18 protein-coding genes are annotated in these 14364 nt (G+C 47.2%); 17 read left to right on the top strand and 1 reads right to left on the bottom strand.

Annotated features, from left to right (window positions below; genetic code table 11):
* The 5 genes from HP570_RS05725 to HP570_RS05705 all read left to right on the top strand — a co-directional run bounded on the left by HP570_RS05725 (position 1) and on the right by HP570_RS05705 (position 4613).
* Positions 1–1245 carry an AMP-binding protein gene (locus HP570_RS05725; RefSeq protein ID WP_173625154.1) on the top strand — a complete coding sequence of 415 codons (1245 nt, stop codon included), beginning with the start codon at positions 1–3 and terminating at the stop codon, positions 1243–1245.
* Complete coding sequence (asbD, locus tag HP570_RS05720; RefSeq protein ID WP_016742623.1) at positions 1242–1508, top strand: petrobactin biosynthesis protein AsbD; 267 nt, start codon at positions 1242–1244, stop codon at positions 1506–1508. Before HP570_RS05725 ends, asbD begins: the two co-directional genes overlap by 4 nt.
* A gap of 32 nt (positions 1509–1540) precedes the next feature.
* Positions 1541–2524: a DUF6005 family protein gene (locus HP570_RS05715; protein ID WP_012685759.1), complete on the top strand. Its 984-nt coding sequence runs from the start codon at positions 1541–1543 to the stop codon at positions 2522–2524.
* Positions 2525–2531: 7 nt separating this feature from the next.
* Complete coding sequence (locus HP570_RS05710) at positions 2532–3368, top strand: sugar phosphate isomerase/epimerase family protein (RefSeq protein WP_173625153.1); 837 nt, start codon at positions 2532–2534, stop codon at positions 3366–3368.
* A 111-nt stretch (positions 3369–3479) separates the two neighbouring features.
* On the top strand, positions 3480–4613 hold the full coding sequence (locus HP570_RS05705; protein ID WP_173625152.1) for a TolB-like translocation protein: 1134 nt from the start codon (positions 3480–3482) through the stop codon (positions 4611–4613).
* A 48-nt stretch (positions 4614–4661) separates the two neighbouring features.
* Here HP570_RS05705 and HP570_RS05700 read toward each other — a convergent pair whose 3' ends face one another.
* Positions 4662–6044, bottom strand: a complete 1383-nt coding sequence (locus HP570_RS05700; protein ID WP_173625151.1) for a UDP-N-acetylmuramoyl-tripeptide--D-alanyl-D-alanine ligase — start codon at positions 6042–6044, stop codon at positions 4662–4664.
* Between the two features lie 154 nt (positions 6045–6198).
* On the opposite strand from HP570_RS05700, the gene HP570_RS05695 reads away from it, so the two are divergent.
* The 12 genes from HP570_RS05695 to HP570_RS05640 all read left to right on the top strand — a co-directional run bounded on the left by HP570_RS05695 (position 6199) and on the right by HP570_RS05640 (position 14282).
* Complete coding sequence (locus tag HP570_RS05695) at positions 6199–6522, top strand: histidine triad nucleotide-binding protein (protein WP_012685763.1); 324 nt, start codon at positions 6199–6201, stop codon at positions 6520–6522.
* Between the two features lie 113 nt (positions 6523–6635).
* Complete coding sequence (gene rpsU, locus HP570_RS05690) at positions 6636–6809, top strand: 30S ribosomal protein S21 (protein WP_007727630.1); 174 nt, start codon at positions 6636–6638, stop codon at positions 6807–6809.
* Positions 6810–6826: 17 nt separating this feature from the next.
* Positions 6827–7273 (top strand): GatB/YqeY domain-containing protein, encoded by a 447-nt coding sequence (locus tag HP570_RS05685; RefSeq protein WP_017247738.1) that lies wholly within the window; start codon positions 6827–6829, stop codon positions 7271–7273.
* A gap of 164 nt (positions 7274–7437) precedes the next feature.
* Positions 7438–8781: an NfeD family protein gene (locus HP570_RS05680; RefSeq protein ID WP_173625150.1), complete on the top strand. Its 1344-nt coding sequence runs from the start codon at positions 7438–7440 to the stop codon at positions 8779–8781.
* Positions 8782–8788: 7 nt separating this feature from the next.
* Positions 8789–9793 (top strand): flotillin-like protein FloA, encoded by a 1005-nt coding sequence (gene floA, locus HP570_RS05675; RefSeq protein ID WP_012685765.1) that lies wholly within the window; start codon positions 8789–8791, stop codon positions 9791–9793.
* 11 nt (positions 9794–9804) lie between these two features.
* A complete protein-coding gene (locus HP570_RS05670; protein ID WP_173625149.1) occupies positions 9805–10305 on the top strand; it encodes a hypothetical protein in 501 nt (166 codons plus the stop codon).
* A 170-nt stretch (positions 10306–10475) separates the two neighbouring features.
* The gene (locus HP570_RS05665; protein ID WP_142495783.1) at positions 10476–10646 is read left to right on the top strand and encodes a sigma-70 family RNA polymerase sigma factor; all 171 of its coding nucleotides are present in this window, start codon (positions 10476–10478) and stop codon (positions 10644–10646) included.
* A 206-nt stretch (positions 10647–10852) separates the two neighbouring features.
* Positions 10853–11149 (top strand): sporulation protein YqfC, encoded by a 297-nt coding sequence (gene yqfC / locus HP570_RS05660; protein ID WP_007727617.1) that lies wholly within the window; start codon positions 10853–10855, stop codon positions 11147–11149.
* A gap of 26 nt (positions 11150–11175) precedes the next feature.
* Positions 11176–12360, top strand: a complete 1185-nt coding sequence (yqfD, locus tag HP570_RS05655; protein ID WP_064202892.1) for a sporulation protein YqfD — start codon at positions 11176–11178, stop codon at positions 12358–12360.
* Between the two features lie 56 nt (positions 12361–12416).
* Positions 12417–13388, top strand: a complete 972-nt coding sequence (locus tag HP570_RS05650) for a PhoH family protein (RefSeq protein ID WP_064202893.1) — start codon at positions 12417–12419, stop codon at positions 13386–13388.
* 33 nt (positions 13389–13421) lie between these two features.
* Complete coding sequence (gene ybeY, locus HP570_RS05645; protein WP_007727608.1) at positions 13422–13901, top strand: rRNA maturation RNase YbeY; 480 nt, start codon at positions 13422–13424, stop codon at positions 13899–13901.
* Between the two features lie 9 nt (positions 13902–13910).
* Positions 13911–14282, top strand: a complete 372-nt coding sequence (locus tag HP570_RS05640; protein WP_012685770.1) for a diacylglycerol kinase family protein — start codon at positions 13911–13913, stop codon at positions 14280–14282.
* The last annotated feature ends 82 nt before the right edge of the window (positions 14283–14364 follow it).

Below are 14364 nucleotides of genomic sequence, written 5' to 3'. Positions count from 1 at the left end.
ATGTTCATTGTGAATCAAAATGAGATTTCTGTGCATGAAATGGAGAGACATAAGCAAGGATTCGAAAGTATGGATCATTTTCGACAGCCAGAAGGAAAGAGGTACGCCGTCTGCATAGCTGACCCACTTGACGTGATTAGTCTTGTTCAATATTTACGTGAGCATGATGCCTCCGTGTTGTTAATTCATGGGGAAACCCCAATGGAAACAGCTTATCAGATGGCCGTGAAGGCAAGATGCTATGGGCTTGTTTATCAGGAGACGAAGCACTTCTTGTCCATTACGGATAAACAACAGAGCGAAAAACCATCGCTTTACCAATATAGCTCAGGCACGACGGGGGACGCGAAGCTCATCGGGAGAAGTTGGGAGGATATCCAAACAGAAATTCATGCCTACAACCAGTTATTTCAGGGAGAGGAAGCGTTAACCCCGATCGTGCTGGCATCTGTGACACATTCGTATGGATTGATATGTGGAGTTTTGGCAGCTTTGGAGCGGGGGAGTAAGCCTTCGATTGTGACGCACAAAAATCCGAAGTTTGCTTTACAGGTGATTCAAGATACTCCCCAACATGTTGTGTATGGTCTGCCAGTCTTTTATCACATCTTATCTAGCTTTACGCGAGAGCAGGTACGCTTTCACCGGTTGATGACATCAGGAGCTCCCATGCCAGAAGGCTTGTTTCTCAAGCTGCAAGGCATGAGCGACATCTTAATGCAACAATATGGATGCTCCGAGGCGGGATGCGTCAGTATGAGTAAACAGATGCGAACGCATACAGATCTGGGAGTTCCTCTTTCCCATGTAACATTGACTACAGGCGAAAATGAAGAACAACCCGGTGAAATTAAGATTTGGAATGGACAGAACGAAATAGCGACGCAGGATTTAGGTTTCTGGACAGGAGAAGGACATATTCAATTTGTATCAAGGATGGATGATGTGATAAACGTCTCTGGCTTAAAGGTATTTCCTTTAGAGGTCGAGGACGTCGTTTTGAAAATGAGTGGGATAAAAGAAGTGGTCGTGTATCGTGGACATCATCCGGTCATGGGAGAGATTGTGAAGGCGCAGGTTATTGCAGAGGGAGGAGCTACGCCTGAACAAATCAGGAAATGGTGCCAGGATCGTTTGCCAGGCTATAAAGTCCCATTCGAAATCCAATGCGTGAAGAGCATTCCTAAAACAGCTACAGGAAAAATCAGCCGTCGATTAGTAGAAACGGAGACGATCAGTAAATGACACGATCAGAAAGAATCGAGCAAATCCATACGATCATGACCGAAAAATTAAAATTATCGCATATTCACACGCTAGAAGAGTCTATGAGATTGAATGAGGATCTACATATAGATTCGATTATGCTATTGCAACTGATTGTGTATATCGAAGAAGATTTGCGCTTGGTAGTTCCTGCTCATGAGTTAGATCCGCGAATCTTCCAAACGGTTGGATCGCTCCTTACTTTTGTTGAACAGTTAGAACCGCAGCATGTATCGAATTAGCGTCTATACAAACAGCGAGTGGGGGATACAGAATGGTTAAGGTTCATTGCATCATTTCTTGCCTATGCGAAGTGATTAAGCGCCGCACAAAGATTGATTATCGTCCCTATTATTTTGGCATATGGGATGCCGAGTACTCCATTACAGATCAAGGTGTGGTCACCTATTACATTGATAACCATGAGGAGATTATCAAGGGATATGAGCGACTTTTCCGAGCGAAAGTAACAGAATGGTATGATCATTCCCAAGATAAAGCCTCCAATCTGGACATGTTCTTAGAGCTAATCGATAAGCGTACCGAGGATCAGTTTGTCCTTGTTCAGATAGACATGTCGCTGGTTCCAGAACGAGATAATAAATTTGCGTTGAAGCCATTCCCGCATTTTTTGATGATTTCAAAGACGGAGAATGAGGATGAGTGGTTTATGTTTGACCCGGATTTTCGTTGGGAGGGCAATGTGAAGAAGGAGACGGTGATCAAAGCCTTCTTGGAAAATCCGTTTGGTGGCGGCTTTATGGTGGATGCGAGTGAAATTAAGGAACCAACCTATGAAATGATCCACGACTATTTCTACGACGCACTCAAGCGTGATCATAACCCGTTCACCCTTGAGCTAAAGCAATTGATTACAGACATGGCAGAAGGACGCAATGGATACAACTTGGACATGTTGCTTGCGGCAGTGACTCAAGTGAAAGTGATTGCAATCCGCAAATACAGCTACGAGTACGCATTTCTCTATCTGCAAGATTACCTGCAATACCATCGTGATGAGTTTTTGCGCATTGCCTACAAAGTGGAGGACATCTACCAAGGGTTTACGACAGCTCAGTACTTGTCTGTCAAAATGGCGATGACCAAGAATATGGCGTTGTTGCCTCCGATTATCGAGGCGCTTGAAGAGATTGATCTGATCGAGCTTGAAGTGAAAAAAGAGTTGGAACGTCAGTTTGTTCTGTGGACCCAAATGGATAAAAGTCTCGTCACTGTCGACGAAAAAGGGTGGAGGTAAAGATCATATGAAACTCTCATTGTGCACAATTACTTTTCGCCACCAGTTGATTTCGTTTGCACAGCTTGTTCAATTTGCTCATCGTCATCATTTTGATGGAATCGAGTTATGGGGGACTCACGCCCAGCATCTGTACGATCATGATCGAGTAGAGATGGAGGAACAGGTAAGGCTGGTCAGGGATCAAGGCATGAGTATCTCCATGCTTAGCGATTATCTGGATATTGCTACTTCATCTGGATTTCAGCGTACATTGGAAAAAGCAAAAAGACTCCTTTCACTGGCGAATCTGTTACATGTGAAGCAAATCAGGACGTTTGCTGGACAGAAGGCAAGTCAAGAAGTAGGGCGGGAAGAGCGTGCACGCTATGTGTATCATCTGCAAATTTTATGTAAGATGTGTCAAGAGCACGGGATTCAGCTTTTGGTCGAAACACATCCGAACACGCTTACAGATTCGCTGAGTTCTACACTTGCCTTGTTGCAGGAAGTCAATCATCCTGCACTAAAAGTGAATCTTGATTTTCTTCATATCTGGGAATCCGGTGCTGATCCGATCGATGCGTACGAGCAATTGAGATCGTGGGTAGCTCATTATCATTTGAAAAATATTTCTTCATCGAATCATTTACCAGTATTCGCTCCGCATAATGTATATGCCCCTAACGGCGATCGTGAGGGAATGGTACTGCTCGGTGAAGGTGTTGTAGATTATGGGCCTATTTTAGAAAAGATTGCGGATACGGATTATTTTGCATCGATTGAATGGTTTGGTCAGAGTCCGCAGCGTGTATTAGCGGAAGAGGTAGAGTGGTTGCGGAAGGCAATGATGGTTCGTGCGTAAGTGAAAAAGGTCGGGGGCGCAGGGGTGCTTCCGATCTTTTTTCGTGTAAAAGGAAACCAAGTGCTTCCAGTGAGCGTCTACGTATTGATTACTTATTCGGGAGGACCCTTGATGAAAAAACACCTATTGCTCTCATGCTTGCTGATTTCCTTGCTGGGCATACTTGTTCCTGGACAAATCAATGCTTCTGCTCCTGCGAAGGCAGACCCTCGCAAGCCAGAGCCAGTCGTCATCTATCAAGTACCGGTAGATGGAAAAGTGACAAAAACCGTGACGAACATGACCTTGATTCATCGGGCGAGCATGTCGCCATCGGGCAGGTTTGTATACGGGGAGCGAATCGGATACGGGAAGGCAGACCGAACCATACCGTATCTGTACGATATGCAAACCAAAAAGATGACGCAGCTATCCGGCTATGGCAAATGGTCGCCGAAGCAAGACACACTCTACGTTCGTGAAAACGGCGGTATCGTAAAGCTCAGTCTTCCAGATGGGAAAAAAACGGTACTCGTCCCGGCAGCAGCTCAGTATCCCGTCCTTGATTTTTCCGTTTCACCGGATGAACAGTACATGGTGTTCACCCGTATGGACATGCTCTCTTCCAATTCCAAAGTAAGCGGTCATCTGATCTTGCAGCATCTGCCTACACTCAAAATGAAAAAGAATGACCAGTATGAATGGCCGAGTGGAACAGAAGAAGAAAGGTATTACTGGGTGCCGAATTCGAAAAAGCTGTTTTACAAAACGCAAACCGCATACAAGGAATTAGACTTACCGACTGGCCTGAAATACGATCACAATATGACCGCATTCCCTTCTTACTCCAACGATATGAAGTACCGTTATATGCGAACCAATACAGAGGAATACATGCTGGATTTGCAGACAGGGAAAAAGGTCAATTTGAAGGATTCCATCTTCACTGAGAGCTACTTGGACAAGATTGTTTGGTCGCCAGCAGGGCATCAGATGGCAGTAGAACAGCACGCTCGTACTTCTAATTCTCAAGACTCGTATATGTACATGCAATCATGCAAAGAAGTCACGAAATGCAGCTATCCATTCGGTTCTCCTGACAAGGGAATGCCTGGCTATTACGACTTAAGTGACAATCAGCGCATCATCGGCTGGGCAAAGGACGGGAAGTCGTACTATGTAGCTGATCTCGCATCGATCCACTATAGCGATTTTTCGCCTGAAAAGTTGGGGCCTTCCTACAATGTCATTGAACTGCGATCATAAAAAAGAAGCCGTCTCCCGTATGATACGAGAGGCGGCTTTCCCTTTCTATTATTCGTGACCTTCCAGATCAGTGATAAGCGTCCATAAGGACATACCTTTGGAAGCTTTGAACAAAAAGGCATGTTTTTCATCCCGTAGCGGCAGTAGAGCAGCCAGTGCCTCTGCTTTGGTAGCAAAATGCAGCTTGTTCCCCGCATAAGCATCATGGAGATGGCGTGAATCCTCACCGATTGTCACGAGTAGTTCGAAGCGCTCAGCGATGTCTTGAATCGAGGCTCCGACGCCCGCGTGCATAGCCCTACTATCTGGTCCAAGCTCGTACATGTCACCTAACACGACGATTCTTGCGCGCTCAGGGTATAGCTCAGCAAATGTCCGTACGGCAGCCTCCATGGAGACGGGGCTGGCATTGTACGCATCACTGATATACACAGTACCGTGCTTCCCGTTGATTTGCTCAAATCGCATGGCGGAGAGCTGAACGGTGGACAAGGCGTAAGCGATTTGCTCCGTATCCATTCCGAGCCTCTTGGCAATCGCGACAGCAGGCAGTGCATTCAGGACACTGTGGCGGCCGTGGAGCGGAAGGAATGCCTCGAAATGCTCTCCGGAGGCAAAGTATACTTTGAAACGAGTCCCACCTTCAACCGTTTCGATTTGCTCTGCCCAAATATCCGCCTTCTCATTAACAGAGTAGTACATGAGTTCACCCGGATACAGATGGGCTATCAACCGTAGATACTCCGAGTCCTTATTGAGCAGCACAAGCCCGTCAAGAGCGGTATGAGGAAGCAGTTCCGCCTTTGCGAGAGCGATTTTTTCACGCGTGCCAAAATACTCAATATGGGACTCTCCGATAAATGTAATCACGCTAATATCTGGCTGGACCAGCGAAGCGAGCAAATCAATTTCCCCTGCGTGGTTCATCCCGAGCTCCAGTACAGCAGCTTGATGTTTTTCTTCCATCTGCAATAACGACAAAGGTACACCGATGTGGTTGTTGAAGTTTTTATATGTCTTGTATACAGGCGAACGGCTCGCAAGTACGTGTGCCACGATGTCTTTCACGGTTGTTTTACCGATACTTCCGGTAATGGCGATGCGAGGGAACGAAAAGCTTTTCCGATAAGCGGCAGCCAGCTTTTGAAAGCCACGCAGTGTATCATTGATGAGAATTAACCCAAAATCGTTTGGCAAGTCCGCAGGAATCTTCTCCTGATTCGAAACGAGAGCAGCTACGGCTCCTTGCTCAGCTGCTTGTAACAAAAAATCATGTCCATCCCGTGCGCCGCCTGTCAGCGCTACAAACAAAGATCCCGCAGTCAGCTCGCGGGTATCAAAGTGAACGGATGACAAGGCAAGCCCTGGGGAACCAGCGATCAAAATCCCTTCTGCGTTGATTGCTGCCTGATCCAGTGCAATTGGTTTCATCTGCACGAACTCCTTTTTCTTGTTATCCTGTTTCAACCTCGAAGTCATGCTACCATGCGTTAAGTAGCGCCGCAAGACAAAAGTGAGGGAATATGATACGATCAATCCTTACATACATAACTATCCACATACATGAGGAAGAAAGGAGTCTCCCATGGAAAAAAGTATTTTTACCAAAATCATGGACGGTGAAATTCCTGCTCGTATCGAGTATGAGGACGAGCACGTCATTGTCATCCACGATATTGCACCAAAAGCACGCGTTCACTTGTTGATCATCCCGCGTAAGCCAATTCCGACGCTAATGGATGTAAGCGCCGAGGACCTGCCGCTGATCGGACATATCCACCATGTAGCACAACTTCTGGCGAAAAAGCTGGAGCTGCCAGGATTTCGCTTGATTAACAACTGCGGCAAAGAGGGTGGGCAAGAGGTTTTCCACATCCATTATCACCTGTTGTCCGGTTTTTACGAATAAAATTGAACTAAAGGTTGACCTTCTTTAGTCAATTATCCTATAATGAAGTGTGACAGTCTGTTCGTACGTTCGACTCAGGCGTCCCACGGTTTTAGCGGAGGGAGGGAAGACAAATGGCAGAAATTCGAGTCAAGAAAAACGAGTCTTTGGATAGCGCACTTCGCCGCTTCAAGCGTGAAAGCGCAAAATCCGGGGTGATGGCGGAACTGCGTAAACGTCGCCACTTTGAGAAGCCTAGCATTAAGCGCAAGAAGAAATCCGAAGCAGCTCGCAAACGCAAGTTTTAATTGACGGAGGGCTCATCATGAGTGTAATGGAGCGACTCGATCAAGATATGAAGCAGGCAATGAAGGACAGAGCTGCTCTAAAACTCTCTGTTATTCGCATGGTGAAAGCCGCATTAAAGAACGAAGAGATTAACAAGGGCAGACTTTTGTCTGAAGACGAAGTGCTGACCATCTTGACTCGTGAGTTAAAACAACGCCGTGAATCCCTCCACGAATTTGAGAAGGCAGGCCGCGTGGAACTTGCCTCGAAAACGCGCGAAGAGATCGACGTGCTCTCCGCTTACTTACCCGCTCAGCTTAGCGAAGACGAAATTCGTGATATCGTTCGGGAAGGTATCGTAGCTACCAATGCCTCCTCCAAAAAGGAGATGGGCAAAGTGATGGGTGCGATCATGCCGAAAGTGAAAGGCAGAGCAGACGGAAACCTCGTGCAAAAGATTGTATCTGAGGAACTACCATCGTAGACGCGAGTAACACCTCATATAGATACGAACAGAAAAACTCAACCTATTAAGGTTGGGTTTTTCTTTTTTCCAAATGTGAAAGAAATATGAAACGATTGCCAACCTCCTTCGTATACCTTATTGCACACAAGTTGAAGCTGATAGAAGGAAAGGAGGTACATGCAATGAGTGCAACAAGGCTAGTAAAAAGCCGCGTGCGATTGCTTTTTTCACTTCTTTGCCTGATTATGGGTATGACGATGCTTTTTGCTCCCGCGTCCACAACAGCCAAGACCTATCAAAAAGCTGTCTGGATTCCAGTAGATAGCACGATCGAGCGAGGGCTGGAGAGCTTTTTACACAGAGCATTTGCTGACGCACAGCAGCAACAGGCAGATCTTGTTATCTTGCATATCAATACGCCAGGTGGAGAAGTGAATGCTGCCGACCAGATTGGGCAGTTGATCCGTCAGGCTCCCATGCATGTGATAGCCTACATTGATAACCAGGCTTTTTCAGCGGGAACTTACATCGCCCTGAATGCAAATGAAATTATTATGACTCCGGGTAGTAGCATGGGGGCAGCCACACCGATTGACTTGGCAGGGAATGCAGCAGATATCAAGTTCATTTCCGGTTGGAGTAATAAAATGAAGGCGGCAGCTGAGCTGAATAATCGCAATCCTGACGTTGCTCGCGCGATGGTGGAAATCGATACAGAATTCCCGGGATTAAAGCCAAAAGGCACGGTGCTTTCTCTCGATGCCCAACAAGCGAAGCGGTTGGGTTATGCGGATGATGTGGTGTCCAATAAGGAAGAACTGCTCAAAAAGCTTGGCATTCAGCCAGATTCCCTTCAGGCCATTGAGCCAACCGGTGGCGAGCTGGTAGCTAGATGGGTGACGAGTCCCATTGTGATGAGTCTTTTGCTCATCATTGGATTGGGAGGAATTGTAGTTGAACTGTTTGCTCCTGGCTTTGGGGTTGCGGGGACGATTTCGCTCTTCGCCTTTAGTCTGTATTTCTTCGGTCATTATGTAGCGGGATTTGCCAACTGGTTGCACATCGGACTGTTTGTCGTCGGAATCTTACTGATGCTTCTGGAAATTTTTCTTCCGGGCGGCATTGTCGGTGCGATTGGCTTCCTGAGCATTGTGACAGGTCTCGTAATGGCAGCCTACGATACGAAGCAAGGGCTCGCATCCTTGGGTGTAGCCGCTTTGGTCACGGTAATTGTAGCATTCATGTTAGTGAAGAAATACGGGGTCAAAGGTTTATTCAACAAGTTTGTCTTGGGTGAGGCGCAAAGCAGTGAGGAAGGTTACGTAGCTCCGCGCGATCAGCGTGAGCTGGAAGGAAAATCAGGCATCGCGCTAACGCCATTGCGCCCGGCTGGGGTCGTCAAGGTGGAAGGAAAACGTGTGGATGCCGTATCGGTTGGTGGGTTCATTGAAGCAGGTACCGCCATCACCGTTGTGCAAGTAGAAGGCACGCGTATCGTCGTTGCCGAACTAGAACAAAAGGAGTGAGCTCTTCATGTTTGAAGGCGGTTTGATTCCCCTTATTTTTATGGTGGCAGTAGCCATTGTTGTACTCTCAGTTTTCTTCTCGTTCGTACCAGTCATGCTCTGGATTTCTGCACTGGCTTCCGGTGTAAATATCGGGATTATTACCCTCGTCGCTATGCGCTTGCGTCGCGTCGTACCATCTCGTATCGTGAATCCGTTGATTAAAGCGCGTAAAGCGGGTTTGCAGCTGGATACAAACCAATTGGAGAGCCATTATCTCGCTGGCGGTAACGTAGACCGTGTAGTAGATGCGCTCGTAGCAGCACAACGCGCGGATATTCCACTTGGCTTCGAACGAGCTGCAGCCATTGATCTGGCTGGTCGTGATGTATTGGAAGCAGTACAAATGAGCGTTAACCCGAAAGTGATTGAAACACCTGTGGTTGCAGCTATGGCAAAAGACGGTATCGAGCTGCGCACTCGTGCAAAAGTAACGGTTCGTGCCAACATTGATCGATTGGTCGGTGGTGCTGGTGAAGAAACCATCATCGCCCGTGTTGGTGAGGGGATCGTATCGACAATTGGTTCGTCAAAAGGACATAAGGACGTATTGGAAAATCCGGATCTGATCTCCAAAACGGTATTGAACAAAGGTCTGGATGCCGGAACTGCTTTTGAAATTCTCTCGATTGATATTGCGGACGTGGATGTAGGGAAGAACATCGGGGCACAATTGCAAACCGACCAAGCAGAAGCAGATAAACGTATTGCCCAAGCGAAAGCGGAAGAGCGTCGTGCCATGGCGGTAGCCCAAGAGCAAGAAATGATCGCGCGCGTACAAGAAATGAAGGCAAAAGTAGTAGAAGCAGAAGCACAAGTACCACTCGCTTTGTCCGAAGCATTGAAAAGCGGCAAAATGGGCGTAATGGATTATTACAACATGCAAAACATTGCTGCTGATACACAAATGCGTCAATCTTTTGGGCATGCAGGTGACAAACAAGATCCTGCTTTGCCAGACGAGAAAGAATAAGGGCGATTACCATGGAAGATCTCATGGATCTCGTCGTAGATTTACTGGATTTAGTCGAGTGGATCATCCCGCTCATTGGCAAGTTCTGGTTTGTCATCCTTGGTTACTTAGGATATAAAGCCCTTGGCAAAACCGGAAAGAAGAAGATGTCTCAAGGCAAGAAAATGCCTCCGCTTACCCCGGTAAGCACGTCGGAAATCCCGATGGAAACGGAAGAGTACGGCAGAGAGACGGTGCGAGCATCCTCTAAATACGAGCCACTTCAGCAAGAATCGATGGAAGGGGTTGGAGTTGAGCAGGAATGGGCATTTTCCAGTCCAGCTCGTGCTTCGACGGGTCCGACCATCACAGTGAAGGAATCGGAAACGAAGAAGGTTGCTGATTCGGAACGAGCGAGTACCCTCAAAGCGAAACACGGCAATCCGCGTGATGGGATGAAATGGGCACTCATTTTTGGAGAGCCGCGCTCTAAAGCTCCGTACGCCCAGCAGGTTCGGCAAAGAAAGATTTGATAATAGCAGCAAGTCAAAACAGGTGAACCTCGGTTCGCCTGTTTTTCATGATACGCAATGTTTTCATGTCGAAATATCTCGAACAACTTGTCTTGTTTCTCGTATCCCGGTTGACTATCCTGAATGTAAAGAAAATTCTTCCGAATAGAAGAAGGAGTAGAGGTCAAGCGATGAATCAACAAATTTTCGAACAAATGGGGCGGTTTCGCCAAAAAGTGATTCGGCTTGCCATCTTCGAAAAGAAATCAGTGTATGAAACAGCGGTCGCGTGCGGTTGTTCAGCTGAGAAAGTAAAACGAGTCATGAAAAAATGGAAGGCACTTACAAAAGAAGGCAAATAATCTATGGATTTTGTTACATGTATTTCAAAAAGGGAGTTCTCACCTGCTTGCCAAATCGCGAGCGATGAGGGCTCTTTTTTTGTGACCGTTTTTGATGAATGCCACTTTATGCTCGCGCATACGCATAGATAAGAATGGTTTTGCACCTGCAAACAGTTGAGATCGTCATATTCGCCAATATATAGAACGAGAAGGGGGGCTAATCCATGAAGCGTTGGAGCCGTCGTCTGCGCCAGTTGGCCGGAGGGGTGTTGGATCTGCCGCAAGATGTAGTCCTGGAAGTCCCGCGCATCACGATGATCGGTCATTTGCAAATGTATATAGAGAATCATCGAGGAGTCTTGCATTTTAGCGAAAAAGAGCTTCGCCTGTTGTTGACGAACGGTCAAATGATTGTTTCAGGTGAACAGCTTGTCATCCGAGCGATTTTACCTGAGGAGGTTCTGTTAGAAGGCAGAATCGGTGGCGTGAAATTTTTGGAGACGGGACCACAGAGCTCGTAATCTTTGTTGAGGTAGGGGGGGCACGTATGAGGTATGGAATCAAGGAGTGGGTGGATGGACATGTAACCATTACCGTTCGGGGAAAACGGTTTGAGCGGATGCTGAATATGGCCGTACGGGATGGAATTCGAATCTGGAATATTCGCAGGGTAGGAGAAGAGGTGACTCGCTGCGATATTTTGATTCGGGATTATTTTCGTTTGCGGCCGCTTTTAAAAGAGACAGGCTGTCGCAGTCACGTCGAGGCAAGAGATGGGCTACCTTTCTGGCTGCTGCGTATACGTAGACGATCTGGACTGGCAATTGGGGCTGCTCTTTTTTTCATCGGATTGTACATGCTCTCCTCTTTTGTTTGGAGTGTGGAAGTGAGTGGGACGAAAATGGTTGATCCGCGACGAGTGATTCAAGCCGCTGAACAAGTGGGGATTAAAGAAGGGGCATGGAAGGTCAAACTAAAAGAACCGTTGGTTTTGCAAAAAGAGCTGTTGAGTCTGCTGCCTGAAGCGTCCTGGGTTGGAATTGAGATTCAAGGAACCAAGGTCATGCTTCAAGTGGTTGAAAAAGAGGCTCCCGTAAAGCCGCTTGCAACTGGTCCCCGTCATCTTGTAGCGAAAAAGAGGGCTGTCGTCCATAAAATTCTCCCGGAGGTTGGTCGCAGTCAGGTTGTGAGCAATCAATTGGTAGAAAAAGGCCAAGTGCTTATTTCCGGGATCATCGGCAATGACGACCGTCAACAAGCCGTATCAGCACGAGGCAAGGTGCAAGGGGAAGTGTGGTATATAAGTAACACATCCGTCCCGCTAAAACAAACGATGCACCGTTTGACGGGAGAAAAGCTGCAGCATCAATACTTGCTCGTAGGCCCCTATGCGGTATACGTGTGGCCCTTTGAAAAACAGTCCTTTGCACAAGCCGAAATGGCAGAACAACGGTTTCTGCCCTCCTATGCGGGATATACCTCACCACTTGGCTGGAAGACAGTAACGTACGCGCAAACAGAACCCGTTCAAACAGAAATGAGCGTAGAGGAAGCGACGGAGCTGGCTAAAAAATTCGCCAGGGAGGATATCTTGAAAAAAGCTGGAAAAGATGCGTTCATTCAGGACGAAAAAGTTTTGCACGTCACAACAGAGAATGGTAAAGTTTACGTAAGCATTCATTTTTCCGTCATTGAAGATATTGCCATTGAACAGCCTTTCGTTGGGCAGTGAGGGATGGCAAGCAAATGACGCATTGCTGATTACCGTTGCAAGGAGATGGAAGCCTGTTGCACGTACAAGATGAGGTAAGAATCCCGTTTTCAGACGCATCTGAGGCCTTGCTGTTGTTCGGACCACATGACGCGTACCTAACACTGATCGAGCAAAGAAGTTCCGCCAAAATCATGACCCGAGAAGGCGAATTGGTTATTAGCGGGGATAAGCCGGAAGTGGACAAACTGACAGCGTTAATTGAAATTCTGCTACAGTTGATTCGCAGAGGGATTGCCCTGTCCGAGAGAGACATCTCTTATGCGATGTCGTTGATTGAACGGGGAGAAGGTGCCCAACTGCTCGATGTGTATGATGAAGAAGTCGCTCGTACCCAACGTGGCAAAGTAATTAGGGCAAAGACTTTGGGCCAGCGTCATTATTTGTCTGCGATCAAGAAGCATGACATTGTGTTTGGAATTGGACCAGCTGGTACAGGAAAAACGTATTTGGCTGTTGTCACAGCAGTAAATGCGTTGAAAAATGGGCGTGTCAAACGGATCGTTCTTACCAGACCGGCCGTAGAAGCGGGGGAGAGCCTTGGATTTTTGCCAGGAGATTTGCAGGAAAAAGTAGACCCTTACCTGCGTCCGCTCTATGATGCCTTGTACGACATGCTGGGCAATGAACAAGTCGCCAAAATGATGGAACGAGGACTTATTGAGGTTGCTCCTTTGGCGTACATGCGTGGTCGTACGCTCGAAGATTCCTTCGTTATTTTGGATGAAGCTCAGAACACGACTCCCGAGCAAATGAAAATGTTTTTGACCAGGCTTGGCTTTGGTTCCAAAATGGTCATTACGGGTGATGTGACCCAGGTGGATTTGCCAAAAGGCAAGAAATCCGGATTGCGCGAAGCACAGCGCATCTTAAATCCGATTTCCGATGTAGCCTTTATTCATTTCCAAGAGGGAGACGTCGTTCGTCACAGTCTGGTACAAAAAATCATCGCTGCTTATGCCAAGGAAGAAGTAGAACACGGCTATTAATAAATGGCGTCACAAAAAGGAGATCGTTTACCTGTGTTATCTGTAGAAATCCTTCATGAAGAAATCGAACCGATCGATGAGAATTTGCAAAACCTGCTTGTCCGTTGTCTGGAAGCAGCGGCAAAGCTGGAAGAGGTACAAGGAGAAGTAGTTGTCACGCTGGTGAACAACGAGCGCATCCACGAGCTAAATCGCGACTATCGTGGTGTTGATCGGCCTACGGATGTTCTGTCCTTTGCGATGAACGAGCCAGGTGAAGGGGAAATGGAAATCTTCATTGATGAGGATGAGGCCAGCGAGTTTCCGAATATGCTTGGAGATATCATCATCTCGGTGCCAAAAGCACATGAGCAGGCCGAAGACTATGGTCATTCATTCGAACGCGAACTCGGATTTCTCACGGTTCATGGTTTTCTTCACCTTCTGGGCTATGATCATGGGACGCCAGAAGAAGAGAAGGAAATGTTTTCACGTCAAGAAAAGGTACTGGAAGAAATCGGCTTGACGAGGTAGGAGATTACGTTGAAGGAATGGCGACGATTGACTCGCAGCTTCACCTACGCTCTGCAAGGAATTTCCTATACCGTACGGACACAGCGAAACATGCAAATCCACGTAGCCGCAGCCATAGTGGTGCTGGCGGCAGCGTGGTGGCTGCAGATACCCCGCAGCGATGTTTTGCTGGTCCTTTTTTCTATCGGTCTGGTCTTCTCCCTTGAGCTGGTAAATACTTCGATCGAAGCAGTCGTTGATTTAGCTTCCCCGGAATGGCATGCCAAGGCGAAGATTGCCAAAGATGTGGGAGCAGGAGCTGTGCTTGTGGCGGCGATCCTGTCTTTTATCATCGGAGTCATCGTATTTGGACAGCCACTGTTGCAAAAAGTATGGGGATAGTTTTTACTAGTGATACCGGACGGGTCATTCCAGTTGACCTTTCAGTCTGGTTTCTTCGTGTCTCTTTGGACAGATTCTGTTG

This window comes from Brevibacillus sp. RS1.1 (genome assembly GCF_013284365.1).
GTDB lineage: Bacteria > Bacillota > Bacilli > Brevibacillales > Brevibacillaceae > Brevibacillus > Brevibacillus brevis_D.
Note: the sequence above shows the minus strand (reverse complement) of the source record. Positions and strands in the feature narration are given on the sequence as shown.

Excerpts from the sequence above, each read along its gene's own strand:
- HP570_RS05725 (WP_173625154.1), top strand. The coding sequence starts at position 1 with ATGTTCATTGTGAATCAAAATGAGATTTCTGTGCATGAAATGGAGAGA.
- asbD (WP_016742623.1), top strand. The coding sequence starts at position 1,242 with ATGACACGATCAGAAAGAATCGAGCAAATCCATACGATCATGACCGAA.
- HP570_RS05715 (WP_012685759.1), top strand. The coding sequence starts at position 1,541 with ATGGTTAAGGTTCATTGCATCATTTCTTGCCTATGCGAAGTGATTAAG.
- HP570_RS05710 (WP_173625153.1), top strand. The coding sequence starts at position 2,532 with ATGAAACTCTCATTGTGCACAATTACTTTTCGCCACCAGTTGATTTCG.
- HP570_RS05705 (WP_173625152.1), top strand. The coding sequence starts at position 3,480 with ATGAAAAAACACCTATTGCTCTCATGCTTGCTGATTTCCTTGCTGGGC.
- HP570_RS05700 (WP_173625151.1), bottom strand. The coding sequence starts at position 6,044 with ATGAAACCAATTGCACTGGATCAGGCAGCAATCAACGCAGAAGGGATT.
- HP570_RS05695 (WP_012685763.1), top strand. The coding sequence starts at position 6,199 with ATGGAAAAAAGTATTTTTACCAAAATCATGGACGGTGAAATTCCTGCT.
- rpsU (WP_007727630.1), top strand. The coding sequence starts at position 6,636 with ATGGCAGAAATTCGAGTCAAGAAAAACGAGTCTTTGGATAGCGCACTT.
- HP570_RS05685 (WP_017247738.1), top strand. The coding sequence starts at position 6,827 with ATGAGTGTAATGGAGCGACTCGATCAAGATATGAAGCAGGCAATGAAG.
- HP570_RS05680 (WP_173625150.1), top strand. The coding sequence starts at position 7,438 with ATGAGTGCAACAAGGCTAGTAAAAAGCCGCGTGCGATTGCTTTTTTCA.
- floA (WP_012685765.1), top strand. The coding sequence starts at position 8,789 with ATGTTTGAAGGCGGTTTGATTCCCCTTATTTTTATGGTGGCAGTAGCC.
- HP570_RS05670 (WP_173625149.1), top strand. The coding sequence starts at position 9,805 with ATGGAAGATCTCATGGATCTCGTCGTAGATTTACTGGATTTAGTCGAG.
- HP570_RS05665 (WP_142495783.1), top strand. The coding sequence starts at position 10,476 with ATGAATCAACAAATTTTCGAACAAATGGGGCGGTTTCGCCAAAAAGTG.
- yqfC (WP_007727617.1), top strand. The coding sequence starts at position 10,853 with ATGAAGCGTTGGAGCCGTCGTCTGCGCCAGTTGGCCGGAGGGGTGTTG.
- yqfD (WP_064202892.1), top strand. The coding sequence starts at position 11,176 with ATGAGGTATGGAATCAAGGAGTGGGTGGATGGACATGTAACCATTACC.